Annotated in this window: 18 protein-coding genes and 1 tRNA gene; 1 reads left to right on the top strand and 18 read right to left on the bottom strand. The window is 32.4% G+C overall.

The window, feature by feature from the left end:
* Positions 1-86: 86 nt before the first annotated feature.
* From XO08_RS02815 to sdaAB, 11 genes are all read right to left on the bottom strand, one after another.
* Complete coding sequence (locus XO08_RS02815) at positions 87-584, bottom strand: VanZ family protein (protein WP_075665545.1); 498 nt, start codon at positions 582-584, stop codon at positions 87-89.
* 1 nt (position 585) lies between these two features.
* On the bottom strand, positions 586-1,503 hold the full coding sequence (locus XO08_RS02810; RefSeq protein ID WP_075665544.1) for a glycosyltransferase family 4 protein: 918 nt from the start codon (positions 1,501-1,503) through the stop codon (positions 586-588).
* Positions 1,504-1,507: 4 nt separating this feature from the next.
* Positions 1,508-2,347, bottom strand: coding sequence for an ATP-dependent Clp protease proteolytic subunit (locus XO08_RS02805; protein WP_075665543.1), 840 nt, complete (start codon positions 2,345-2,347; stop codon positions 1,508-1,510).
* Between the two features lie 81 nt (positions 2,348-2,428).
* The gene (locus XO08_RS02800; protein WP_075665542.1) at positions 2,429-3,406 is read right to left on the bottom strand and encodes a thiamine pyrophosphate-dependent enzyme; all 978 of its coding nucleotides are present in this window, start codon (positions 3,404-3,406) and stop codon (positions 2,429-2,431) included.
* Between the two features lie 13 nt (positions 3,407-3,419).
* Positions 3,420-4,598, bottom strand: a complete 1,179-nt coding sequence (gene porA, locus XO08_RS02795; protein ID WP_077287186.1) for a pyruvate synthase subunit PorA — start codon at positions 4,596-4,598, stop codon at positions 3,420-3,422.
* 13 nt (positions 4,599-4,611) lie between these two features.
* Positions 4,612-4,944, bottom strand: a complete 333-nt coding sequence (locus tag XO08_RS02790; RefSeq protein ID WP_075665541.1) for a 4Fe-4S binding protein — start codon at positions 4,942-4,944, stop codon at positions 4,612-4,614.
* A complete protein-coding gene (locus tag XO08_RS02785; protein ID WP_075665540.1) occupies positions 4,937-5,512 on the bottom strand; it encodes a 2-oxoacid:acceptor oxidoreductase family protein in 576 nt (191 codons plus the stop codon). Before XO08_RS02785 ends, XO08_RS02790 begins: the two co-directional genes overlap by 8 nt.
* A 26-nt stretch (positions 5,513-5,538) precedes the next feature.
* Positions 5,539-7,146, bottom strand: coding sequence for a glycoside hydrolase family 57 protein (locus tag XO08_RS02780; RefSeq protein WP_075665539.1), 1,608 nt, complete (start codon positions 7,144-7,146; stop codon positions 5,539-5,541).
* Between the two features lie 2 nt (positions 7,147-7,148).
* Positions 7,149-7,919 (bottom strand): DUF4912 domain-containing protein, encoded by a 771-nt coding sequence (locus XO08_RS02775; protein WP_075665538.1) that lies wholly within the window; start codon positions 7,917-7,919, stop codon positions 7,149-7,151.
* Positions 7,920-8,044: 125 nt separating this feature from the next.
* Positions 8,045-8,905, bottom strand: coding sequence for an L-serine ammonia-lyase, iron-sulfur-dependent, subunit alpha (sdaAA, locus tag XO08_RS02770; RefSeq protein ID WP_075665537.1), 861 nt, complete (start codon positions 8,903-8,905; stop codon positions 8,045-8,047).
* Positions 8,905-9,552: an L-serine ammonia-lyase, iron-sulfur-dependent subunit beta gene (gene sdaAB, locus XO08_RS02765; RefSeq protein WP_075665536.1), complete on the bottom strand. Its 648-nt coding sequence runs from the start codon at positions 9,550-9,552 to the stop codon at positions 8,905-8,907. The genes sdaAA and sdaAB overlap by 1 nt, the downstream gene beginning before the upstream one ends.
* Positions 9,553-9,610: 58 nt before the next feature.
* Here sdaAB and XO08_RS02760 point away from each other — a divergent pair.
* Positions 9,611-9,684: transfer RNA gene (locus XO08_RS02760), tRNA-Gln, on the top strand.
* 14 nt (positions 9,685-9,698) lie between these two features.
* Here XO08_RS02760 and XO08_RS02755 read toward each other — a convergent pair.
* Genes XO08_RS02755 through flgL form a run of 7 tightly spaced genes read right to left on the bottom strand, consistent with a single transcriptional unit; the run spans position 9,699 to position 17,894 of the window.
* Positions 9,699-10,907, bottom strand: coding sequence for an HD domain-containing phosphohydrolase (locus tag XO08_RS02755; protein ID WP_075665535.1), 1,209 nt, complete (start codon positions 10,905-10,907; stop codon positions 9,699-9,701).
* A 4-nt stretch (positions 10,908-10,911) separates the two neighbouring features.
* Positions 10,912-12,894, bottom strand: coding sequence for a FecR domain-containing protein (locus tag XO08_RS02750; protein ID WP_075665534.1), 1,983 nt, complete (start codon positions 12,892-12,894; stop codon positions 10,912-10,914).
* Positions 12,891-13,520: a DUF3307 domain-containing protein gene (locus XO08_RS02745; RefSeq protein ID WP_075665533.1), complete on the bottom strand. Its 630-nt coding sequence runs from the start codon at positions 13,518-13,520 to the stop codon at positions 12,891-12,893. The genes XO08_RS02750 and XO08_RS02745 overlap by 4 nt, the downstream gene beginning before the upstream one ends.
* Entirely contained in the window at positions 13,513-14,409 is an 897-nt protein-coding gene (locus tag XO08_RS02740; protein WP_075665532.1) for an HD-GYP domain-containing protein, read from the bottom strand. The genes XO08_RS02745 and XO08_RS02740 overlap by 8 nt, the downstream gene beginning before the upstream one ends.
* On the bottom strand, positions 14,399-16,327 hold the full coding sequence (locus tag XO08_RS02735) for a CHASE2 domain-containing protein (RefSeq protein ID WP_075665531.1): 1,929 nt from the start codon (positions 16,325-16,327) through the stop codon (positions 14,399-14,401). Before XO08_RS02735 ends, XO08_RS02740 begins: the two co-directional genes overlap by 11 nt.
* A 32-nt stretch (positions 16,328-16,359) precedes the next feature.
* A complete protein-coding gene (locus tag XO08_RS02730; RefSeq protein ID WP_075665530.1) occupies positions 16,360-17,013 on the bottom strand; it encodes a tRNA1(Val) (adenine(37)-N6)-methyltransferase in 654 nt (217 codons plus the stop codon).
* The gene (flgL, locus tag XO08_RS02725; RefSeq protein ID WP_075665529.1) at positions 17,010-17,894 is read right to left on the bottom strand and encodes a flagellar hook-associated protein FlgL; all 885 of its coding nucleotides are present in this window, start codon (positions 17,892-17,894) and stop codon (positions 17,010-17,012) included. The genes XO08_RS02730 and flgL overlap by 4 nt, the downstream gene beginning before the upstream one ends.
* Positions 17,895-17,901: the final 7 nt, after the last annotated feature.

The raw sequence follows: 17,901 nt of genomic DNA, 5'->3' as shown, positions 1-17,901 counted from the left end.
CCGATGGTAGTAAGGGGTACGCCCCTTGCGAGAGTAGGTATCGCCCGGGTTTATTTTTTTTTTCGCAGGCTTTCGCCTGCTTTTTTTTATTGTATTTTATTTTTAATTAATTTAATTATTAGCACTATTGTCAATGATAATACTACTCCAGTTATTGTTCCTGATAAATCTATTAACACATCATTTAGCGATGATCCTCTTTTGTAATATTGTTGAGTATATTCGTCTAGTGTTGCAACAAGATTTGGAAATGTAATTCCTATTATGCTTGATATTAATATTCCTTTGTTATAAAACGTAAAAAATGTAATTATTCCCAATATAAAATACAAGCTAAAATGTGCGGTTTTTCTTACCAGCATTTCTGCAGGAACGTATTGTGTTTTAAACCAAAGTTTTTTTAAAAATATTTCTATATTCCTAAAAACTTTGGTATTGGAAAAGTCCATAATACTATCAATTTTTTTTAGGATTTTTGTTACGAAACTTGATTGAGTTGAAGATTCAACAGGTGAGCGTGATGAAAAATAAAATATAACAAAGATCCAAATAAATAACGTGATTAGTATAGTTCTTTTTTTCATTTTATCCCTCATATGTTAAAAGTTTTAATCTTAAAATTAATGCTATTGTGAGAATAATTGTCAAAATTAGAGAAATTATCTTTGAATATAGATAATATATTCCTAATGAGCAAAATATTATACTTATTAATGCCATTAATAATATAGTTTTTCTTTTATCTTGAGTTACTTTAAATATTTTATCGTATATGTGTCCTCTGTCGCCTGAAAAAGGAGATTTTCCGTTTAAAATCCTCCTAAATATACTTGAAAAAGTGTCAACAAAAAATGGAGCAAGTATTATTAATGAAGCGATTGTATGTGTAATGCTTTTGGAAAAAGAAGAAATTATTGAGATTCCTAAAATTCCACCTATTGTATAACTTCCAAGGTCTCCCATGAATATCTTTGCAGGTGGAAAATTATAAAAAAGAAAGGCAGATAATGTCCCAAGTAATGCAAAAAGGTAGTATTTATCGTTTGGATAGGCAACGGTCCAAATTAATCCTAAAGTGGAGATTGCGGAAGTTGTCGCACATATACCATCCATTCCATCCATCATATTGATGGAATTTACTAAAAATGCGTAAAAAATAGTGGCAACTACGATTTCAATTGGATTTGTCAAAAATCTTAAAGAGACAAGTAGTCCAACAAAAATTTCAAATGACATTCTAAAAAAAGGGTTTAATGATTTTAAATCATCGTATAAACCTAAAATGCTAAGGGAAATAACGTATAGTTTTCTAAACAGACTAAATGGAGTTGTTAAGATGAAAGAAAGAACAAAGGCCATTCCACCGAGATATGGAGTTGCTTTTTCATGATTTTTTAAATTATTGTCTGGAATATCGACTATTCCATATTTAAAGGCTATTTTTCTAATAAATGGAATGGAAATTAACGTTAAAATGAATGATGAGATTAAAGTAATTACCAAAATTTCACCTCTGTTTTTTACTTAATTCTTTGTAATCAATAGGAACGTAATTTACAGATGGTCTTCTTTTTCCTGATTGTTTGTATAAATCCATTAACATGTATATTTCTTTTGGCATGTTAGTGGATATTTTTAAGCCCAATTCTTTTGCCTTTTCAACTGTTATTGGGTAATCATGAGTCCAATAACCACTTACTAGTTTATCAGCAAGTTCTTCTGCGTTTGGATATTTTTCCTTTAATAAATTAATTGCGTATTCTTTCATTTGATTTAACGCTTTTTCAGCAACATCTGCTAAAATTAAGGTTTGATCGTCAATTTTATTGATATCTTTATTCTTTACAACTGATAAAATAGATGCTGCAGGATATTGGCCAAGTTGTGGATCAATAGGACCTAAAACGGCATTTTCATCCATAATTATTTCATCAGCAGAAAGAGCAATTAGTGTACCACCTGACATGGCATAGTGTGGTACGAATGCAGTAACTTTTGCTTGATGTTTTTTTAAGGCATTTGCTATTTGTTCTGCTGCTAAAACTAATCCGCCTGGAGTATGGATGATAATATCTATTGGCATATCTTTTGGTGTCATTTTGATAGCCCTTAAAATTTCTTCGGAATCTTCTATGTCTATATATCTTCTAAGTGGTAATCCAAAAAAATTTACCGCCTCTTCCCTGTGAATAAGTGTAATTACTCTACTTTTTCTTTTTTTCTCTATTAATCTAATTATCCCTTCTCTTGAGTTATTTAATGAAAGTGATTTAAATACTGGTGAGAGAGTGCTGAGAATTAAAATCATCCAAAAAATCTGGAAAATAATGTTGAATAAATCATTCATATCATCACTCCTTTATTGGATTATATCATAAAAAATCCAAGTAACCTGTTTGAGGTTACTTGGATTGTTAAAAGATAATTATTATCTAATTGGTTTATCCTTAGTTGCTTCTTCAAGTGATAATAACCTTTCCCATCTTCTTGTAATGTATTCTTGTAATTCATTTATAATTTCATCTGCATCTGGTCTCTTAAGTAAGTTTCTAAATCTTCCCTGTTTTTCCAAAAATTCCCTTACGGGTTTTAATTCTTTAACCTTTTTGGTGATTTTGTATACTCCTCTTTCAACTTCATATAGTGGCCAGTAACCAGTTTCTACCGCAAGTTTGGATATTTCAACAGCTTTATCGTCATTTACCCTCCAAAATCTTACACATGGTGACATTGCAGCAATAAATGATGGACCATCAAACTCAAGTGCTTTTTCAATTTTTTTGAAGAAGTCCATAGGTTCAGATGTGGAAACTGTAGCTACGTATACATTTTCATGACTAGCCATGATTTCAACGAGATTTTTCTTTAGTTGAATTTTACCAGGTAATTTTTTACCTACGGGTTGAGTGGTAGTTTGTGAACCTGGAGGTGTTGCCCCTGATCTTTGATTACCTGTGTTCATATATCCTTCGTTATCATATACTATATAGATAAATTTGTGTCCTCTTTCCACTGCACCAGAGAGAGATTGGAGTCCTATATCGTATGTTCCGCCGTCTCCACCAAAAGCGAAAAATGCATATTTTTTATTTGGATCAACTAGTCTTCCCCTTTTTAGCAAAGCCCTATATGCTGTTTCGACACCACTTACAGTTGCTGCAGCGTTTTCAAATGCATTGTGTATATATGGTATATTCCATGCAGTATAAGGATAAATTGTTGTGGAAACTTCCATACATCCAGTTGCAAATCCAACTACTGGGGTATATCCCAATGCTTCTGCTGTCATTAAAGCAAATTTTGCAACATTTGGAGCAGCACAACCTGGACAGAGCCTATGACCTTGGGTAATACCTGGATTTTTATCTGCAAATTTTACAGCAAGTTGCATTATATTTAAAGCCATTCATTACACCTCCTCATTCTCTGAGTCCTAGATATCTTTCTTCGTCTGCAATTAAATTCCCAGCAAATGCATCTTCAAATGCCTTTCTAATGTGTTCTATCTTAATATCTCTACCACCAAGTCCGTAAACATAACTTCCCAATTGAGGTTTAACGGCTAATTCGTAAAGAGAGCTTTTAACTGCTTCGTATAAAGGTGCTTCTGCACCAAAAGAAGCGGATCTATCAAGTACAATTACTGCTTTTCTTCCGTTTAACAATCCTTGGAGTTCTGTTTTTGGGAAAGGTCTAAATATTTGGGGTTTAATTACTCCTACTTTATGACCTTCTTCTCTTAATAAATCTACAGTATATTTAATTGTTCCTGCAGTAGAACCAAGTGCTATCATGACGTATTCTGCATCTTCTACTTTATATGCATCCAAAATATTGTATTTTCTTCCAGAAATTTTTGCAAATTCTTCAGCAACTTTATTAAACACCTTGTATACGTGTTTCATTGCTTCGATTTGTTGTCTTTTGTGTTCAAAGTAGTAGTCGTACAAATCTAATGGACCATGTGTTACAGGATTATCTACATCAAGCAATGGATATTTTACTTTTGGTTCTCCAACAAATTTTTTAACTACTTCGTCATCTAGAAAATCAACAACTTCAACGCCGTGAGAAATAATAAAACCATCGAAATTGACCATTACCGGTAATCTTATATCTTCATGTTCTGCAAGTCTTATTGCCATTATTGTAAAATCATATGCTTCTTGAGCATTTTCTGCCCAAAGTTGAATCCAACCAGAATCTCTTTCTGCCATAGCATCACTGTGATCACAGTGGATATTAATTGGTCCAGAAAGTGCCCTATTTGCAACTGGCATTACTATTGGTAATCTAGATGAAGCAGCTATATATACAATTTCGTGCATTAGTGCAAGACCGTTTGCTGCTGTTGCTGTCATAGCCCTTGCACCTGCTGCAGCTGCACCTACAACAGCACTCATTGCACTGTGTTCACTTTCAACGGGGATCATTTCGGTATCTGCAAGCCCATCGGCTACGTATTGTGCAAAATATTCAACTACTGGAGTTTGTGGAGTAATAGGATACGCTGCAACCACATCTGGATTTATTTGACGCATTGCATTTGCAACTGCTTGTGCTCCAGTCACAGCTTGTCTATTTTTTACTTCTGGCACATCAAACACCTCCTCAATCTTGAAATTCCGTTTCAGGTTTCATGACAATAGCTCTTTTTTCTTCGGGTAATTTATCATTTGTCTTTGGACAAACATTAGCGCAAAGACCGCACCCTTTACAGTAGTAATAATTGTAACCTTTCATTTTTGGCTTTCCGTCAACAACCTCAATTACTATTGCTTGATCAGGACAATAAAGCCAACACATCATACAGTGTATACAATTTTCGGGTTGATGGACAGGTCTAATAACTCTCCAGGTACCTGTTTGATATTCTTTAGCTGTTGCCGGTTTATCTATTACACCACCAATTGGTATCTCTTTCCAACCTTTGAGTTCAGCCATTGCATTTCACCTCCTCAAATCCACGGCGTAATGCCCTAACGTTTGCTTCAACCAATTCTTCTGAGAATTTTTTGGAGAAGGTTTTTCTAATTCTTTTTTCCGCACTTTCAATAGTTATAACCCCGGTAACTTTTGCAATTGCACCGAGCATAACAGTATTTGGTATACCTCTTTTCAATTCTTCAAGTGCTATATCTGTTGCGGCAATTGTGCATACTTTTCCTTTTGTGTCTAATTTTTCTCTTACGTATTCTATGGTTTTTACTGTATTTACAATAAAGACCGTGTTTTCATCCGTCCCATCTACTAGCATAGGTTGTCCAAGCATAGTATCGTCAATGATTATAACAACATCTGGGTTGTCAACTGAGCTGTGGACCGTGATAGGATCATCTGAAACACGATTGAAAGCTTTCATTGGCGCACCAGTTCTTTCAGCACCGTATTCTGGGAATGACTGAACGTATTTTCCCATTTCAAGAGCAGCTTCAGCAAGCATTTGCGAAGCACTCTTTGCACCTTGACCGGCTCTTGCGTGCCATCTTATTTCAAAATACTTTGCGGGCACTTTTATCCCTCCTCACAAAAAGATTTTTAAACCTTTAAATACATAGTGTAATCAATGTCCGGAAAAATATCATCAAGCCAACTGTAATGTGAAAGTCTTCTCATATCTATTTTACCACTAATAACCATGTTATACAAATCTAGAAAACGTTTCAAATGTGTTTTTGTTCTGTTAACAGCGTATTCTACACTTGTTCGTGTAGTCATAATAAAGGCCCAATCACTTGATTGTGCAAGCATTAATTCTCTTGCCATTTGATTTAAAGCTAGGTTTATCTTTCTTGAATTTTTTTCCGGGTTTGGATAAAGATTTGCGGCTTCTGTCATTTTTTCAATTGCTTCGTGTAAATGGGGATAAATCCAATCATTTGTTCCATTTAACCATACTTCGTTATATCCATTAGCACCCCAAGTTGATGTAGCTGGTGTAACAATCTGTATCTTTTCTATCATATCTACAACATCTTTTGCTTTTAGTGTCCTAATGGTTTTACTTTTAGATGAGTATCTCATAAATTCTTCAAGAAAGATGGGACCCTCAAACCACCAGTGCCCAAATAGTTCCGCATCAAATGGTGCGACTATTATAGGTTCTAAACCATTAAACAAATTTAAAAGTTTGGAAGATTGATACTCTTTTTTTCTTAGAAAATCAAGTGCGTGTCCTTTTGCCGCATCTTTTGCTTCATCAATATCGTAAAAGTCTTTTTGGTTTAATTGAATATCTTTGCTTGTTATTTTGTGATATTTGATTCCAGTATTTGTTCTTACACCACTTGGATCAATGTATGATTTTATATATTCAAACTCTCTATCAAAACCTATATCTCTGTAAAATTCCCTATATCTTCCATCTCCTGGATAACCTATTTCTGCACTCCAAACTTGTTCACTGCTTTCTGGATCTCTTGCAAATACAAATACGTTATTTGGAGTAATTACTGGTCTATACACTCCATATTTTGGTCTTTCATCGGCATACCAAAAACCATGAGAATCGACAAAGAAATATTCTATGCCGTATTCTGCAAGGTATTTATCAAGTCCTGAAAAGTACGCAGATTCGGCAAGCCAAATTCCCCTGGGACGTTTTCCAAGATGTCTCTCATATGTTTTTATAGATTGTTCCAATTGGGCCCTTATAGCTTGTGGATATTGTTCCATAAATGGTAAAAAACCATGGGTAGCATTACAGGTAATAATATCTAATCTATCTTTTTCTAAAAATTCTTTAAAACCGTTTAAAATGTTACCATTATATACGTCTTTAAATATGTAAAGAATTTCCTTAAAATCATTTAAGTAAAATTTTGCCATCTTGTGTTTTTTTGGGTGTTCGTCTTTTGTTCTTTCCACTTCTTTTTCTGCAAGTTCTATTAATTTGTTCATTCTCTTTATGTACTTTTCTTGTAAATCTTTATTGGCAAGCATTTCCATTAAAGGTGGGGTTATGGACATTGTAATATTAAATTTTATATTATCCTTTTCTAACCTTCTAAACATTCTTAAAAGCGGAATATATGTTTCGGTTATTGCTTCAAAGAGCCAATTTTCTTCAAGAAAAAAATCATGATCTGGGTGATGAATAAATGGAAGGTGTGCGTGTAATACTAATACAATATTTCCTTTAGGCATAATTACATCCCCCTTCCGCTTCTTAATCTACTAAATAATTCCCAAACCAATTCATTTTTACTTTCACTTTTAAAAAGAGAACCAGGGATTGTTTCCACTTCTTTTACCAATATACCTTCGGAAGGAGTAACAATTTTTCTTTTCTTTCTTATGTCTAGCCACCTTTCTCTTGTACTATTACTTGGTGAATTTGGTGGAGTTTTACAAACGTTGGAACGTATTAATGGGTAAAAACTACCATCTGGTGTAATATAACCTATCTCTGAAAGATAATCTGCATTAGGCATGGGAACGTTTATATAGTAATTTTTCATATCTATATTAAGTCTAATTTCAAAGGTTCTGTGTGCATTTTTTCCGTTAAATTCTATAAATGTCACATCGTATACTCTGAGAACTAATTTGTATTCTTTAGGAAGTTTCTTAATATTTTCAAGTGTTTCGTAGTTAAAATCCCAATATGCATGGATCCAGTTTGGGTTTACAGGCATTAACACAAGTCTGTTTTTATTGTATGACTTTGGAAGGTCTATTTCTGGTTCTTGTGTTTCTTTTTTTTCTTGGAGTGTTGCAGAGGTTGCTGAGGAAGGTCTTTCAAATGTTTTAATCTTTTCATTTTGGATTATATAGTTTTCAATAAGTTTTGTAACTTCCTTTTTTTTCATCATTCTTTTTACCTTTAACCCCAATTTTTTAGCTGTTGCTTTTAATTCTTGAATAGTTCTTTCTTCTCTTAACCAATTTTTTAATTTTTCTAAATTAGTATCATTCATACTACCCCCCCTTTTTTTTCTTAATATTTGTTGAATTTTTATCATATAAAATTTTAACATATAAAATATATGTTGTAAATTGTTGTAAGATTGTGGAAAAATATAATATTTATAAATAAATACTGTTAATGAAATTTTTTGAAGATATTTTCCAATAAATTGGCTGCTGTTTTTGTTGCAGCGATTCCTCCTTCGCCTGTTTCACGGAGTGTTTCTGGAAGGCTTTTTCCAACTTTGTACATTGCTTCAACAACTTCATCGAAAGGTATAACGCTTTTGATACCGCTTAGTGCTAATTCTGCGCTTGAAATTGCAAGGTTTACTATATTTCCATTTCTTTTTACACAAGGGACTTCAACGAAACCTCCTACTGGGTCGCAGACTAATCCCATTAATGATTTAAGTGCTAATGCAGCTGCGTTGCCGCTTATTTTTTCATCTTCGGAGAAAAAGTAGGAAAGACCACCTGCAGCCATTGCGGCTGCACTTCCAATTTCCGCTTGGCAACCGCCTGCTGCTCCAGAGAGTGTAGCTTTTCTAGCTATTACGTTTCCTATTCCACCTGCTACAATAAATGCGTTAAGTAATTTTTCAAAGTCTGGTTTAAAAGTTAAGTGTAGAGCATAGAATACTCCTGGGATAATTCCAGAAGCCCCAGCAGTGGGGCATGCTGCAATTCTTCCCATAGAGGCATTGCTCTCAGATATAGAAAGTGCTGTTACTGTGGCAATATAGTTAAATTTTCCCATTAACTTTGGTGAATAATTTTTGAATTTATATGCATTGTCTCCTGTTAATCCCGTTAAAGTTTTTTGTTTTTTTCCAAATTGTTCTTTTGATTCCTCTAAAATTACCTTTAAAATTTTTCCTATTTTTTCTTTTGTTTCTTGTGGATCAGTGCCATATTCCAACATTTCGATAGTTAAAATTACATCTGGAAGTGGCATAGTTTTTGACATTTCAAGTATTTCATTCCAAGTACTCATTAATCGTCCCTCCTAACAAAGTAGCATTCGTATACCCATGAAAGTGCTTTTATTTCGTTTATATTGTTAATAGGTTCATCCAGTTCAATAATCGTCAAAGCCCTTTCAAGAAGTGCGTTAATTCTCCTAAGATAAAGATTTGCAACGTTAACTTTAATTGTATCCAAAATTTTTTCCAGGGCTTTAGGCACATCTTTATTTACAATAATTAATGTATCAAAATCCCAAGAAAGGTTACATGGAACAGAATCTATACTTGTAATTTTTATGTCTCCACCACCTATTGAAGAACCTTCAATTTCATGTAATATATTGTCTTTTAGACATTTTATTTTAACGGTATTTGGATGGACATCTCCAAGGTCTTCGATTGCAAAAGAATATTTTAATTTTTTTTCATTTGCAATTTCAAATGCATGTTTTATTCGTGGATCATCTTGTTTAAATCCCATAATACCGGCAAGTAAAGCTCTGTCGGTGCCATGGCCTTTGTGAGTTTTTGAAAATGAACCGTGTAGTATAAATGTGACTTCTTCTGGGATTCCGTTTAACAATTTGTAAGTAAATCTTGCAATTTTTAGTGCTCCTAATGTATGGGAACTTGATGGGCCAACCATAACGGGGCCTAGAACTTTTAGAATGCTCATTATTTCCCCTCCTTTTATCTTGATTTTATCATTAAATATGATAAAATAAAATAGGTTTTGGGAGGTCGTCTAACGGCAGGACTGCGGACTCTGGATCCGCCAGTGGTGGTTCGAATCCACCCCTCCCAGCCAAAAAATAGCCCCTATTAAGGGGCTATTTCTTCTAGTATTTTAACAATTTTTTTGTCAAATTTCCCTTTTTCACTGTCTTTTTTTAATATGGATATAACTTTTTCTTTGGGCCACGGCTCCTTATACGGTCTTTTGGCAGTGAGTGCATCGTATACATCTACAATTGCTATAATTCTTCCAAATAAGCTTATATCTTTTTTTCCACAAGGATAACCTGAACCATCCAATCTTTCGTGATGTTCAAGGGCACCAGAAATTATATCTTTATTTGTGTACCTGATTTTAGATAAAATTTCTGCTCCAATAATTGTATGGGATTGTATTATTTTATATTCTTCATCTGTTAGATTTCCTTGCTTTAATAATATAGAATCGGGGATTCCTATTTTCCCAACATCATGAAGAATTGCTGAATATTCGAGTTGTTCAAGGATGTTTTCTGATAACCCCATTTTTTCTCCTATTAATCTTGAAATTTTTGCAACGTTATTTGAATGTGTGTGAGTATATTTATCTCTTTTATCTATCATTGTCACAAATGATAGAATGATACTTTTAAATAGATTACTCATTTTTTCAAGTTCCCATGTACTGAGCAGTTTTTTTCCTATTAACTTTGCAAATTTTTCTATGATTTCCGCGTCTTTTTGCGAGAATCCATCTTTTTTATTTAATATCTCAAGCACTCCGACCTTTTTATCCCCAGAATATATGGGGGCTCCTACTATATTCTCTGTTTTGAATTTTGACGCTTTATCTACCCCTTTAAAGTGTGGAGCTTTAGTAATATCGTTAAATACTAACGTTTTTTCTTTTAAAAATATAGTACCTGCTATTGATTCCATAGGTACGGGGATACTTTCTATTTTTCCACTTGCTTTTCCTACAGTGGAAAGAAATTCAAGGTGATCTTCTTTGTAAAGTAATACAGATGCTGCTTCTGCATCTATTAGATTGCAGATTTTTTCTTGGATATTTCTAAGTAACGTAGAAAGTCTTATACTGCTATTTAAATTAGCAGCAATGTATGGTATTCTATCAAAATCGTCTAAAACTTTGATATTTTCTATTTCTTCGTTAGATAATATCTTTAAAACGCTTGCGTTAAAATCTTTTCCCAAAAGATGGAATACTATATTGTTTATTTTATATGTATATCTACTTTTTTTACCAACAAACCTATCTTTATATTCAATTCCTATTATCCAATATGGTGCATACAAGTAATCACCTCCCAATTTCAGTTCCAAAGATTACATTTTCAACCCATTCGGTGCCATTCCATTCAAATAGTATTCCACCGGTAAAAGACTCTCCAATTAATGGATATGTTATTTTTATATATGAATTTGTGTCATTACTTAACAATCCATCGATAAATGGTGTGGGATCATAGTAGTAAGCTGATATAAATAGACCACTGAATTTACCTATTGCAGGAACTATTATCCTTCCCTCGCCCTCAAGTTTTGGATCAAATCCGTATAGATAGAATCTTCCTGTAGCGTAATTTGAATCGAAATCAAATCCAAAAAGATATCCAAAGGCCGCATTTGAATTCATAGCGGGAAGTTTATTATTATACTTTAATTTTGCATAATTTCGGTTAAAGTAGTACGGGATAAAGTCTTTAAAATGATAATAGAAACCTCCTGTAATATTTAACAAACTTAGTTTTCCGTATATTCCCGCAAACGCACCATATGTACTTTTTTCTCCTTTTTCCATTGAAAGTTCAACACCTAAGTCTATGTTATCGATTAGTGTTTTTTTGGCAAAGAAAGAGTATGCCAAGGTTATAGGAGTGGAATTGTTTTCAACATACATGGGACTTGCATCTTTATCGTATACGGTGGATATACCTAGTTTTGATTTGCCGATAAATGGAAGATCAAATTTTATGGCAAATTCTCCCATAAAGACTGAATCAGAATTTGTAAATTCAATGGGATAAATCTTTGAAAGTTCATATGGAAGGTGTATAAATAAATACATTGTTTCATTTTCGTACGCAAAATCAAAAGTTTTTGCGCTGAAGTTGTAGAAATCTCTTGTGGTAAATCCCATTGCAAGTGAAATTGGGATCATGTTTCCATATCTAAATTTTGCTCCAAACAAAGAAAAAGCAACGGAATTCAATGTAAATGCGTTTATTATATTGGTACTTGGGTTTGAAGATGGGAGTCCATAATATAGATTTCCCCCTACTTCTGTGGAATATGCGGTAAAACCTATTCCAAGGGTTACAGAACCAATGTTAAATTCTGGTGCAATAGAATAAACCATATAATTTGTTTTATTCTTATTCACAGGTTCAATTGAGATTGGTGGTATTTCCGCATTTTCGGTGATGCTTTCTGCTTTACCTTTTGGTTTTTCAATAGTTTCTTTTTTTGGTTCAAATTCACTTTCAGGTATGGTATTTTTTGTAGGTTTTGCGAATGAAGAAACAGAGAATCCACTTTTTACGGGGAGTATTTTTCCGTTTTTAAAATATGCAAACACAGTCCCTTCAAATGTAGTAATATTAATCTTTCCATCTTTATTAATTACTGCAAATTTTGTACCTCTTACACCTGCTGTAACGCTGGATGTTTTAACCTTAAAGTTTGAGCCAGAAGTTAGAAACTTTTGGATTATGTTGTAATTTTCTCCTTTTTTTAGGTTTAGGACAATATCTACTTTACCATCATATCGTAGTTTTTCCACTAAAACTTGAGAATTTTCAAGTATTCTTGAAATGCTTCCGTCTGGGAAAGATATTTCAACAAAAGAATTTTCCATTGTAAGTATTTCATCGCCTTCTTCAATAATTGTGTTGTTTGTGATAGCTTCCCATATATCTTTCTTTTTTATTGCAACATTTCCCGAAAAATTACTGACTTTTGCTACAGCCGTTTTTAAATCTTCTCTTTTTTCTACAAAATATATTGTTAGAGTTGCAGTTTCCTTTGAAGTTTTAAAAATTATTGTGTCGCTTCCTTCAACTAATGGAGCAATGTATTTTACGTAATCTTTATCTGTACCATCGAAGATAATATCAGGATCGTCAAAACCTCCTAGATTAAAATCGACAAATACCTTTTCATCTGAAGAAATCTTTATCCCAACTTCTCCACCTGTATAAACTTGGGTTGCATCTGGGATTACGATTAGCTTTGAGAACATAAGAGAGGAAAAAAATAGTAATAGAAAAATTATTTTTTTCATAACATCACCTCCATAAATACTATTGTCAGGGTTATTGACAATGCCCATGAAATTACTTGATGTTTTTTTAGAAAGTATATTGAATACACTCCTGTAATTAGAGTGTATATAGAATAATAAACAGGCCCAAAAAGATATACTACAGGACAAAATCCTCTAACTATATAACCTTCAATATCTCTTTTGTATGCGGTATCATTTTTGAGGAAGAAAGAATAGATTCCTAGAAGATAGGCATTAAATACAGAAGAGCTTAAGATTACCGATATGTTTTTTGGAATAAAAAAGCTAGTGGATGGTATGAAAAATGCGATTGTTATAATCGATAGAATGTGCATCATTTGATCTATCAAATAATATTTGTGTGAGCTGAAAAACTTTTTTTTGTTATTTACAAATTTTATAAAGTCTATAAAAAAATGTATAACAGATAGAATACCTATCAAGTAAAGTGATTTTAAATTGAAATTTTTTCCAAGATAGAAAAATGTTTGGCTTAAAAAGATGATTAAAATATGGATGAGTAATACTTTAAATTCTCTAGGCTTTTTAGTTGCAATCCATTTGTTTTGAAAAACGTAATCTCCAAATAAGTGCCCAAGGAACAAATGAATAAATTTATCCATGTTTTAGCTCCTTTAAAAGTCGTGGATCATATTTTCCAGATAAACTTTCAATTGGCACATTATTTTCAAAGACTTCAATTACAATCCCGATAATCTGTGCTATTAACGGTACATCTTTCACATTTAAAGGACCACTTCCGTCAAGTTTTTCGTGATGAAATAGTACTGCATCTAGCAATTCTTTTGGAATATCTTCTATTTTGCTTAATATTTCATAACCGTATTTTACGTGTTTTTCTCCACTATCTTCTTGTTGATCCGGTATGCCAATCATACCTATGTCGTATATTTTTGCACAAAGTTTTAACAAATCCATATTGAATCCAAATTTTTTTCCTAGTGAGATTATATTTTTTTCTATTTTTTTATTTTTTTCTTGATTTTTGTTTCTTCTTTTGGCTAGAGCTTCTGATAAAGCATCTATGGTGTCTGATAGAATAATGGACATTCTCTTTTGGATTATTAATCCTTCGAGTATTGAAGTAATAGAATCTGATATTGAAAGGAAGTTGAGTACAAATTCTGGAGTTACACTATAAAATATCAATGTACCAAGTTCCCCTGAGGCCTTACTTTTAAGCGGATATTCAAATATGTTGTTTTCAAACTTTATTTCCTTTACCTTGTCTGTTAATTTTAATTCTTTAAGATGCCAAAAATCTTTAAGAATTTTTAAAGATTCATCTAAGTTATTGGAATTTAGCAATTTTGGAAGTACTGGAGTTATAAATTCTGGATCAAAAATTTCAAAATAATTTGAAAGTAAGTAAATAGCATCAATATCTATGGATTCGTAAAATTCCACTGTATGTTTTTTTATATTTAACCTTAAAAGCAATTTTTTTCCTTTTTCACCTTTGTTATCTATAGAAATGTTTTTAAGTTTCATGTTTTTCACCCTTTAACTCATATATTTTTAACGGAAGACTTTTTCCCTTTACTTTAAATTTGCCTATATATTTAAATTCAAACTTTTCTTTTGAAAGGTTGTATATATCTTCAGAAACAATTATACCAGCGGGGACATCGCGTGTAAGGTGTTCTATCCTTGAACAAGTGTTTACCGTATCTCCAATTGAAGTGTAATCCATTCTAAATGGTGCACCAATATTTCCCACGATTGCAGGACCTATATGGATACCTATACCACTATCAAGATTAAGGTTGTATTCTTTGTTAAACGCTTCAAGTTCTTTTCTCATGTCAAGGGCGCATTTTAAAGCACGTTCTACTTCATTCCCGTATTCTACAGGTGCTCCAAATATAGCCATTATTGCATCACCAACAAATTTATCTATAGTACCTTGGTATTTATTTCTAATTATATTACTCATTTTGGTAAGATAATTATTTAATATTTCGACAAGTTTTGATGCTTCCAATTTCTCTGATAAAGCAGTGAATCCCTTTATATCTGAGAAAAGTACGACTATATTTTTTTCTTCTCCTCCTAATTCTATTTTACCTTTTTTCACCAAAAAATCTGCAACACTGTCTGGAACATATCTGTATAGATACTCCTTCATTTTTTTCTTTTCCCTGTTTTCCTTTATAAGGTTTTTGGATATGCTTGTGGTTGAAATTATTAAGCTTGAAACAATGGGATAAAAACAATCTATGTATATTTTGTTGAGAAAAAAGACGTAGGAAATTATTAATATTAATGGGATTGAAAGGAATGAAATTAAGTTTATCTTTATATTTTTAGATCTTGAGAATAATAAGACAAATATTAGTGTAAAAATAAGAATAACTAACTTTCCCCAAATAGGTATTCTATTTAAAGTATCTTTATTAATCATATTTTGTATTGCAGTTGCATGAATGAATACTCCAGGTGTGTTGTTTGAAAAAGGTGTTATTCTAAGATCGTATAGACCTTTAGCCGTTGCGGTATAACCAATTATAACTATCTTATCTTTAAAAAGTTTTGGATCAAACTTTCCCGTTTCTACATCGTAAAACGGTATTTCAGGGAATATTTTATCACCATAGTAGAATAATCTAAAAAGTCCATTTGAGTCAAATGGAATGGTTAGGTTATTTAATTCTACCTTTCTTTCTTTAAAGTCAACTATCAAGTTTTTCAGATTTGAGTTTTTGTAAAGACCAACTGCTAGAACATCCATATGTGGAAGAAACCCGGAGGATAGTCCTCTTTCCATTGACCAATTTTCTTTGAAAAATAAAGGAATACTACGTACAACACCGTCTATATCTATTTCTCCTATCTCATAGGTAGCGGATGGAACAAGAGATGAGAATTTTAATATAGGTGGTCTTACTTTATATATTTGAATGGGAGTTAAGTAGTCAAGGTTTTTGAAATTTTTCATTTTGTAAGTATAGTTAAGGTAAGTTATATTTTTTTCAAGCTTTTTTTTGATTTCTTCGTTGTATTTTTTATAGGTGTCTTTTTCATTAATTAAGTAACTCCCCAGGACTACATTCCTATATACCGAAAGTATACTTGCAAGATAGTTGTCATATTTTGGGTTTACTTCGTCTTCTTCTGTAAAGGATATATCAAAAAGAACCACCTTGGCACCTGCTTTAAATATGTTTTTAATTACTTTGCCGTAGTGATAACGAGACCATGGCCATACATCATTTTGCGCTTCAAGAGATGTAAGGGAATATTCATCAATACCTACAATAACGATATCTGGATTTATCTTTATTGTACCCCGTGTTCTATAAAATAAATCCATTATTTTTAATTCAAAAAATTCTATAAATGGGAAAAATATAACCGTAAATATGTAAAAAATAATCAAAAAAATCGATAAAATTGTAAGAATTTTCATAGTCTCAACCTCAAATATATTTTATCACAAAATTAATACAAAAATACAGGAGGGTCAATTTCAAGATGATTACCACCATTTTTTCTTCCGCGTATTAAGACTAGTTCTGCTTTTTTTCCATATGCGATGCACATTTGCTGAGGTGTTAATTTATTTGATGTGAGGAGATTCATAAATACAGGGAGAACATATGGAGAAATAACTGTTACAAATAGCCCTTTGTTTTTTAACAAAAAGGAAGCAGAAACAACAAAGTCTTGAAGGATACTTAGGGATCCTTTTCTGGATTTTTCCCTGATAATTTTATCCGATGTGGAGGAAAAGTGAAATGGGGGATTAAACACCACCATGTCGAATGATTCCGCTTTTAGGTGTTTTTTTACATCTTTTACATCAATATGCATAAAATTTAATTTTTTCGCTTTGTTTATGGAAATAGCCTTTAATGCATTATCGTAGAGTTCTTTTAATATTTCTAGCCCCAATACCTCTAATTTGTAGTATTTTTCTAATCCAAATGAGACAAAACCCGTTCCAGAGCCAAGTTCACATACTTTTTTAACATTTTTTGTAGGTTTTGAATACCAAAGCAACAAAGCCGACGCGTGCGTCGGTTTATGACCTTCTATATCTATTGTTTTTATTTCTTTCCCAAAATTTTTGTCAAATGGTGGCAATTTTATCATACAAAATCAACCAAAGTTTTTTGTAATACTTGTGCTGCAGATTTTAAGGCGGCTTGCAGCACAGATTGTTGCATAGAAAGATCAGTTAGTACCTTTGTTAAATCTGCATCTTGTTCTTTTGAGAGATACTCTGTCATGAATGTATCGATATCCGTTATCCTTGTACTTATTAATTCTAATGTTCTTGTGTTTGCACCTATCTGTGCAAATACATCCATTGTTGATGTTTCCAGTTTATTTACTTCTTTGAGTGTTATATTTGAAAGTTTTTTTGAATTTCCTTCTTTTAAAGCATTTATTGCGTCATTGATTACGGTAAATGCATCTTTTCCCGTATCAAGCTTAAAAACATCGTATACTGTGATACCGTATTCAATGGTAAATCCAAGTGCGTTTACTTTTCTTTTAACATTTGCCTCTGGTGGTGTTTGGATCTTTCCATTTTCCACGGGTTTTAAATCTGATCTTGCACCACCAAATATGTATTCTCCTCCCAATTGAGTATTTGCTATATCTTCTAAATGGTTTTTTAGCTCTTTTAATTCTTCTGCTATTGACTCCCTTTCGGCTACATCGTTAACTCCATTTGCACCCCTTACAATTAATTCTTTTATTCTATGGTAGACATTTGTTAATTCTTGGATGGTGGAATCATATATATTGACAAAATTTTGGGTGTGTTCAACGTTTCTTTTGAATTGCTTTAATTCTCTTAATCTACTTGATATGTTTGAAGAGCGTGTAGCAACTACTGCATCGTCACTTGGATATGATACCTCTTTACCAGATGATAATTTATCGTGTAATTTGCTAATTCTATACAAACTCTTTTGTATATTAAACAATGTTCTTTCGTTTATCATTCCATTTGTTATTCTCATCTAAATC

This window comes from Thermosipho sp. 1074 (genome assembly GCF_001999655.1).
Classification (GTDB): Bacteria; Thermotogota; Thermotogae; order Thermotogales; family Fervidobacteriaceae; genus Thermosipho; species Thermosipho affectus.
Note: the sequence above shows the minus strand (reverse complement) of the source record. Positions and strands in the feature narration are given on the sequence as shown.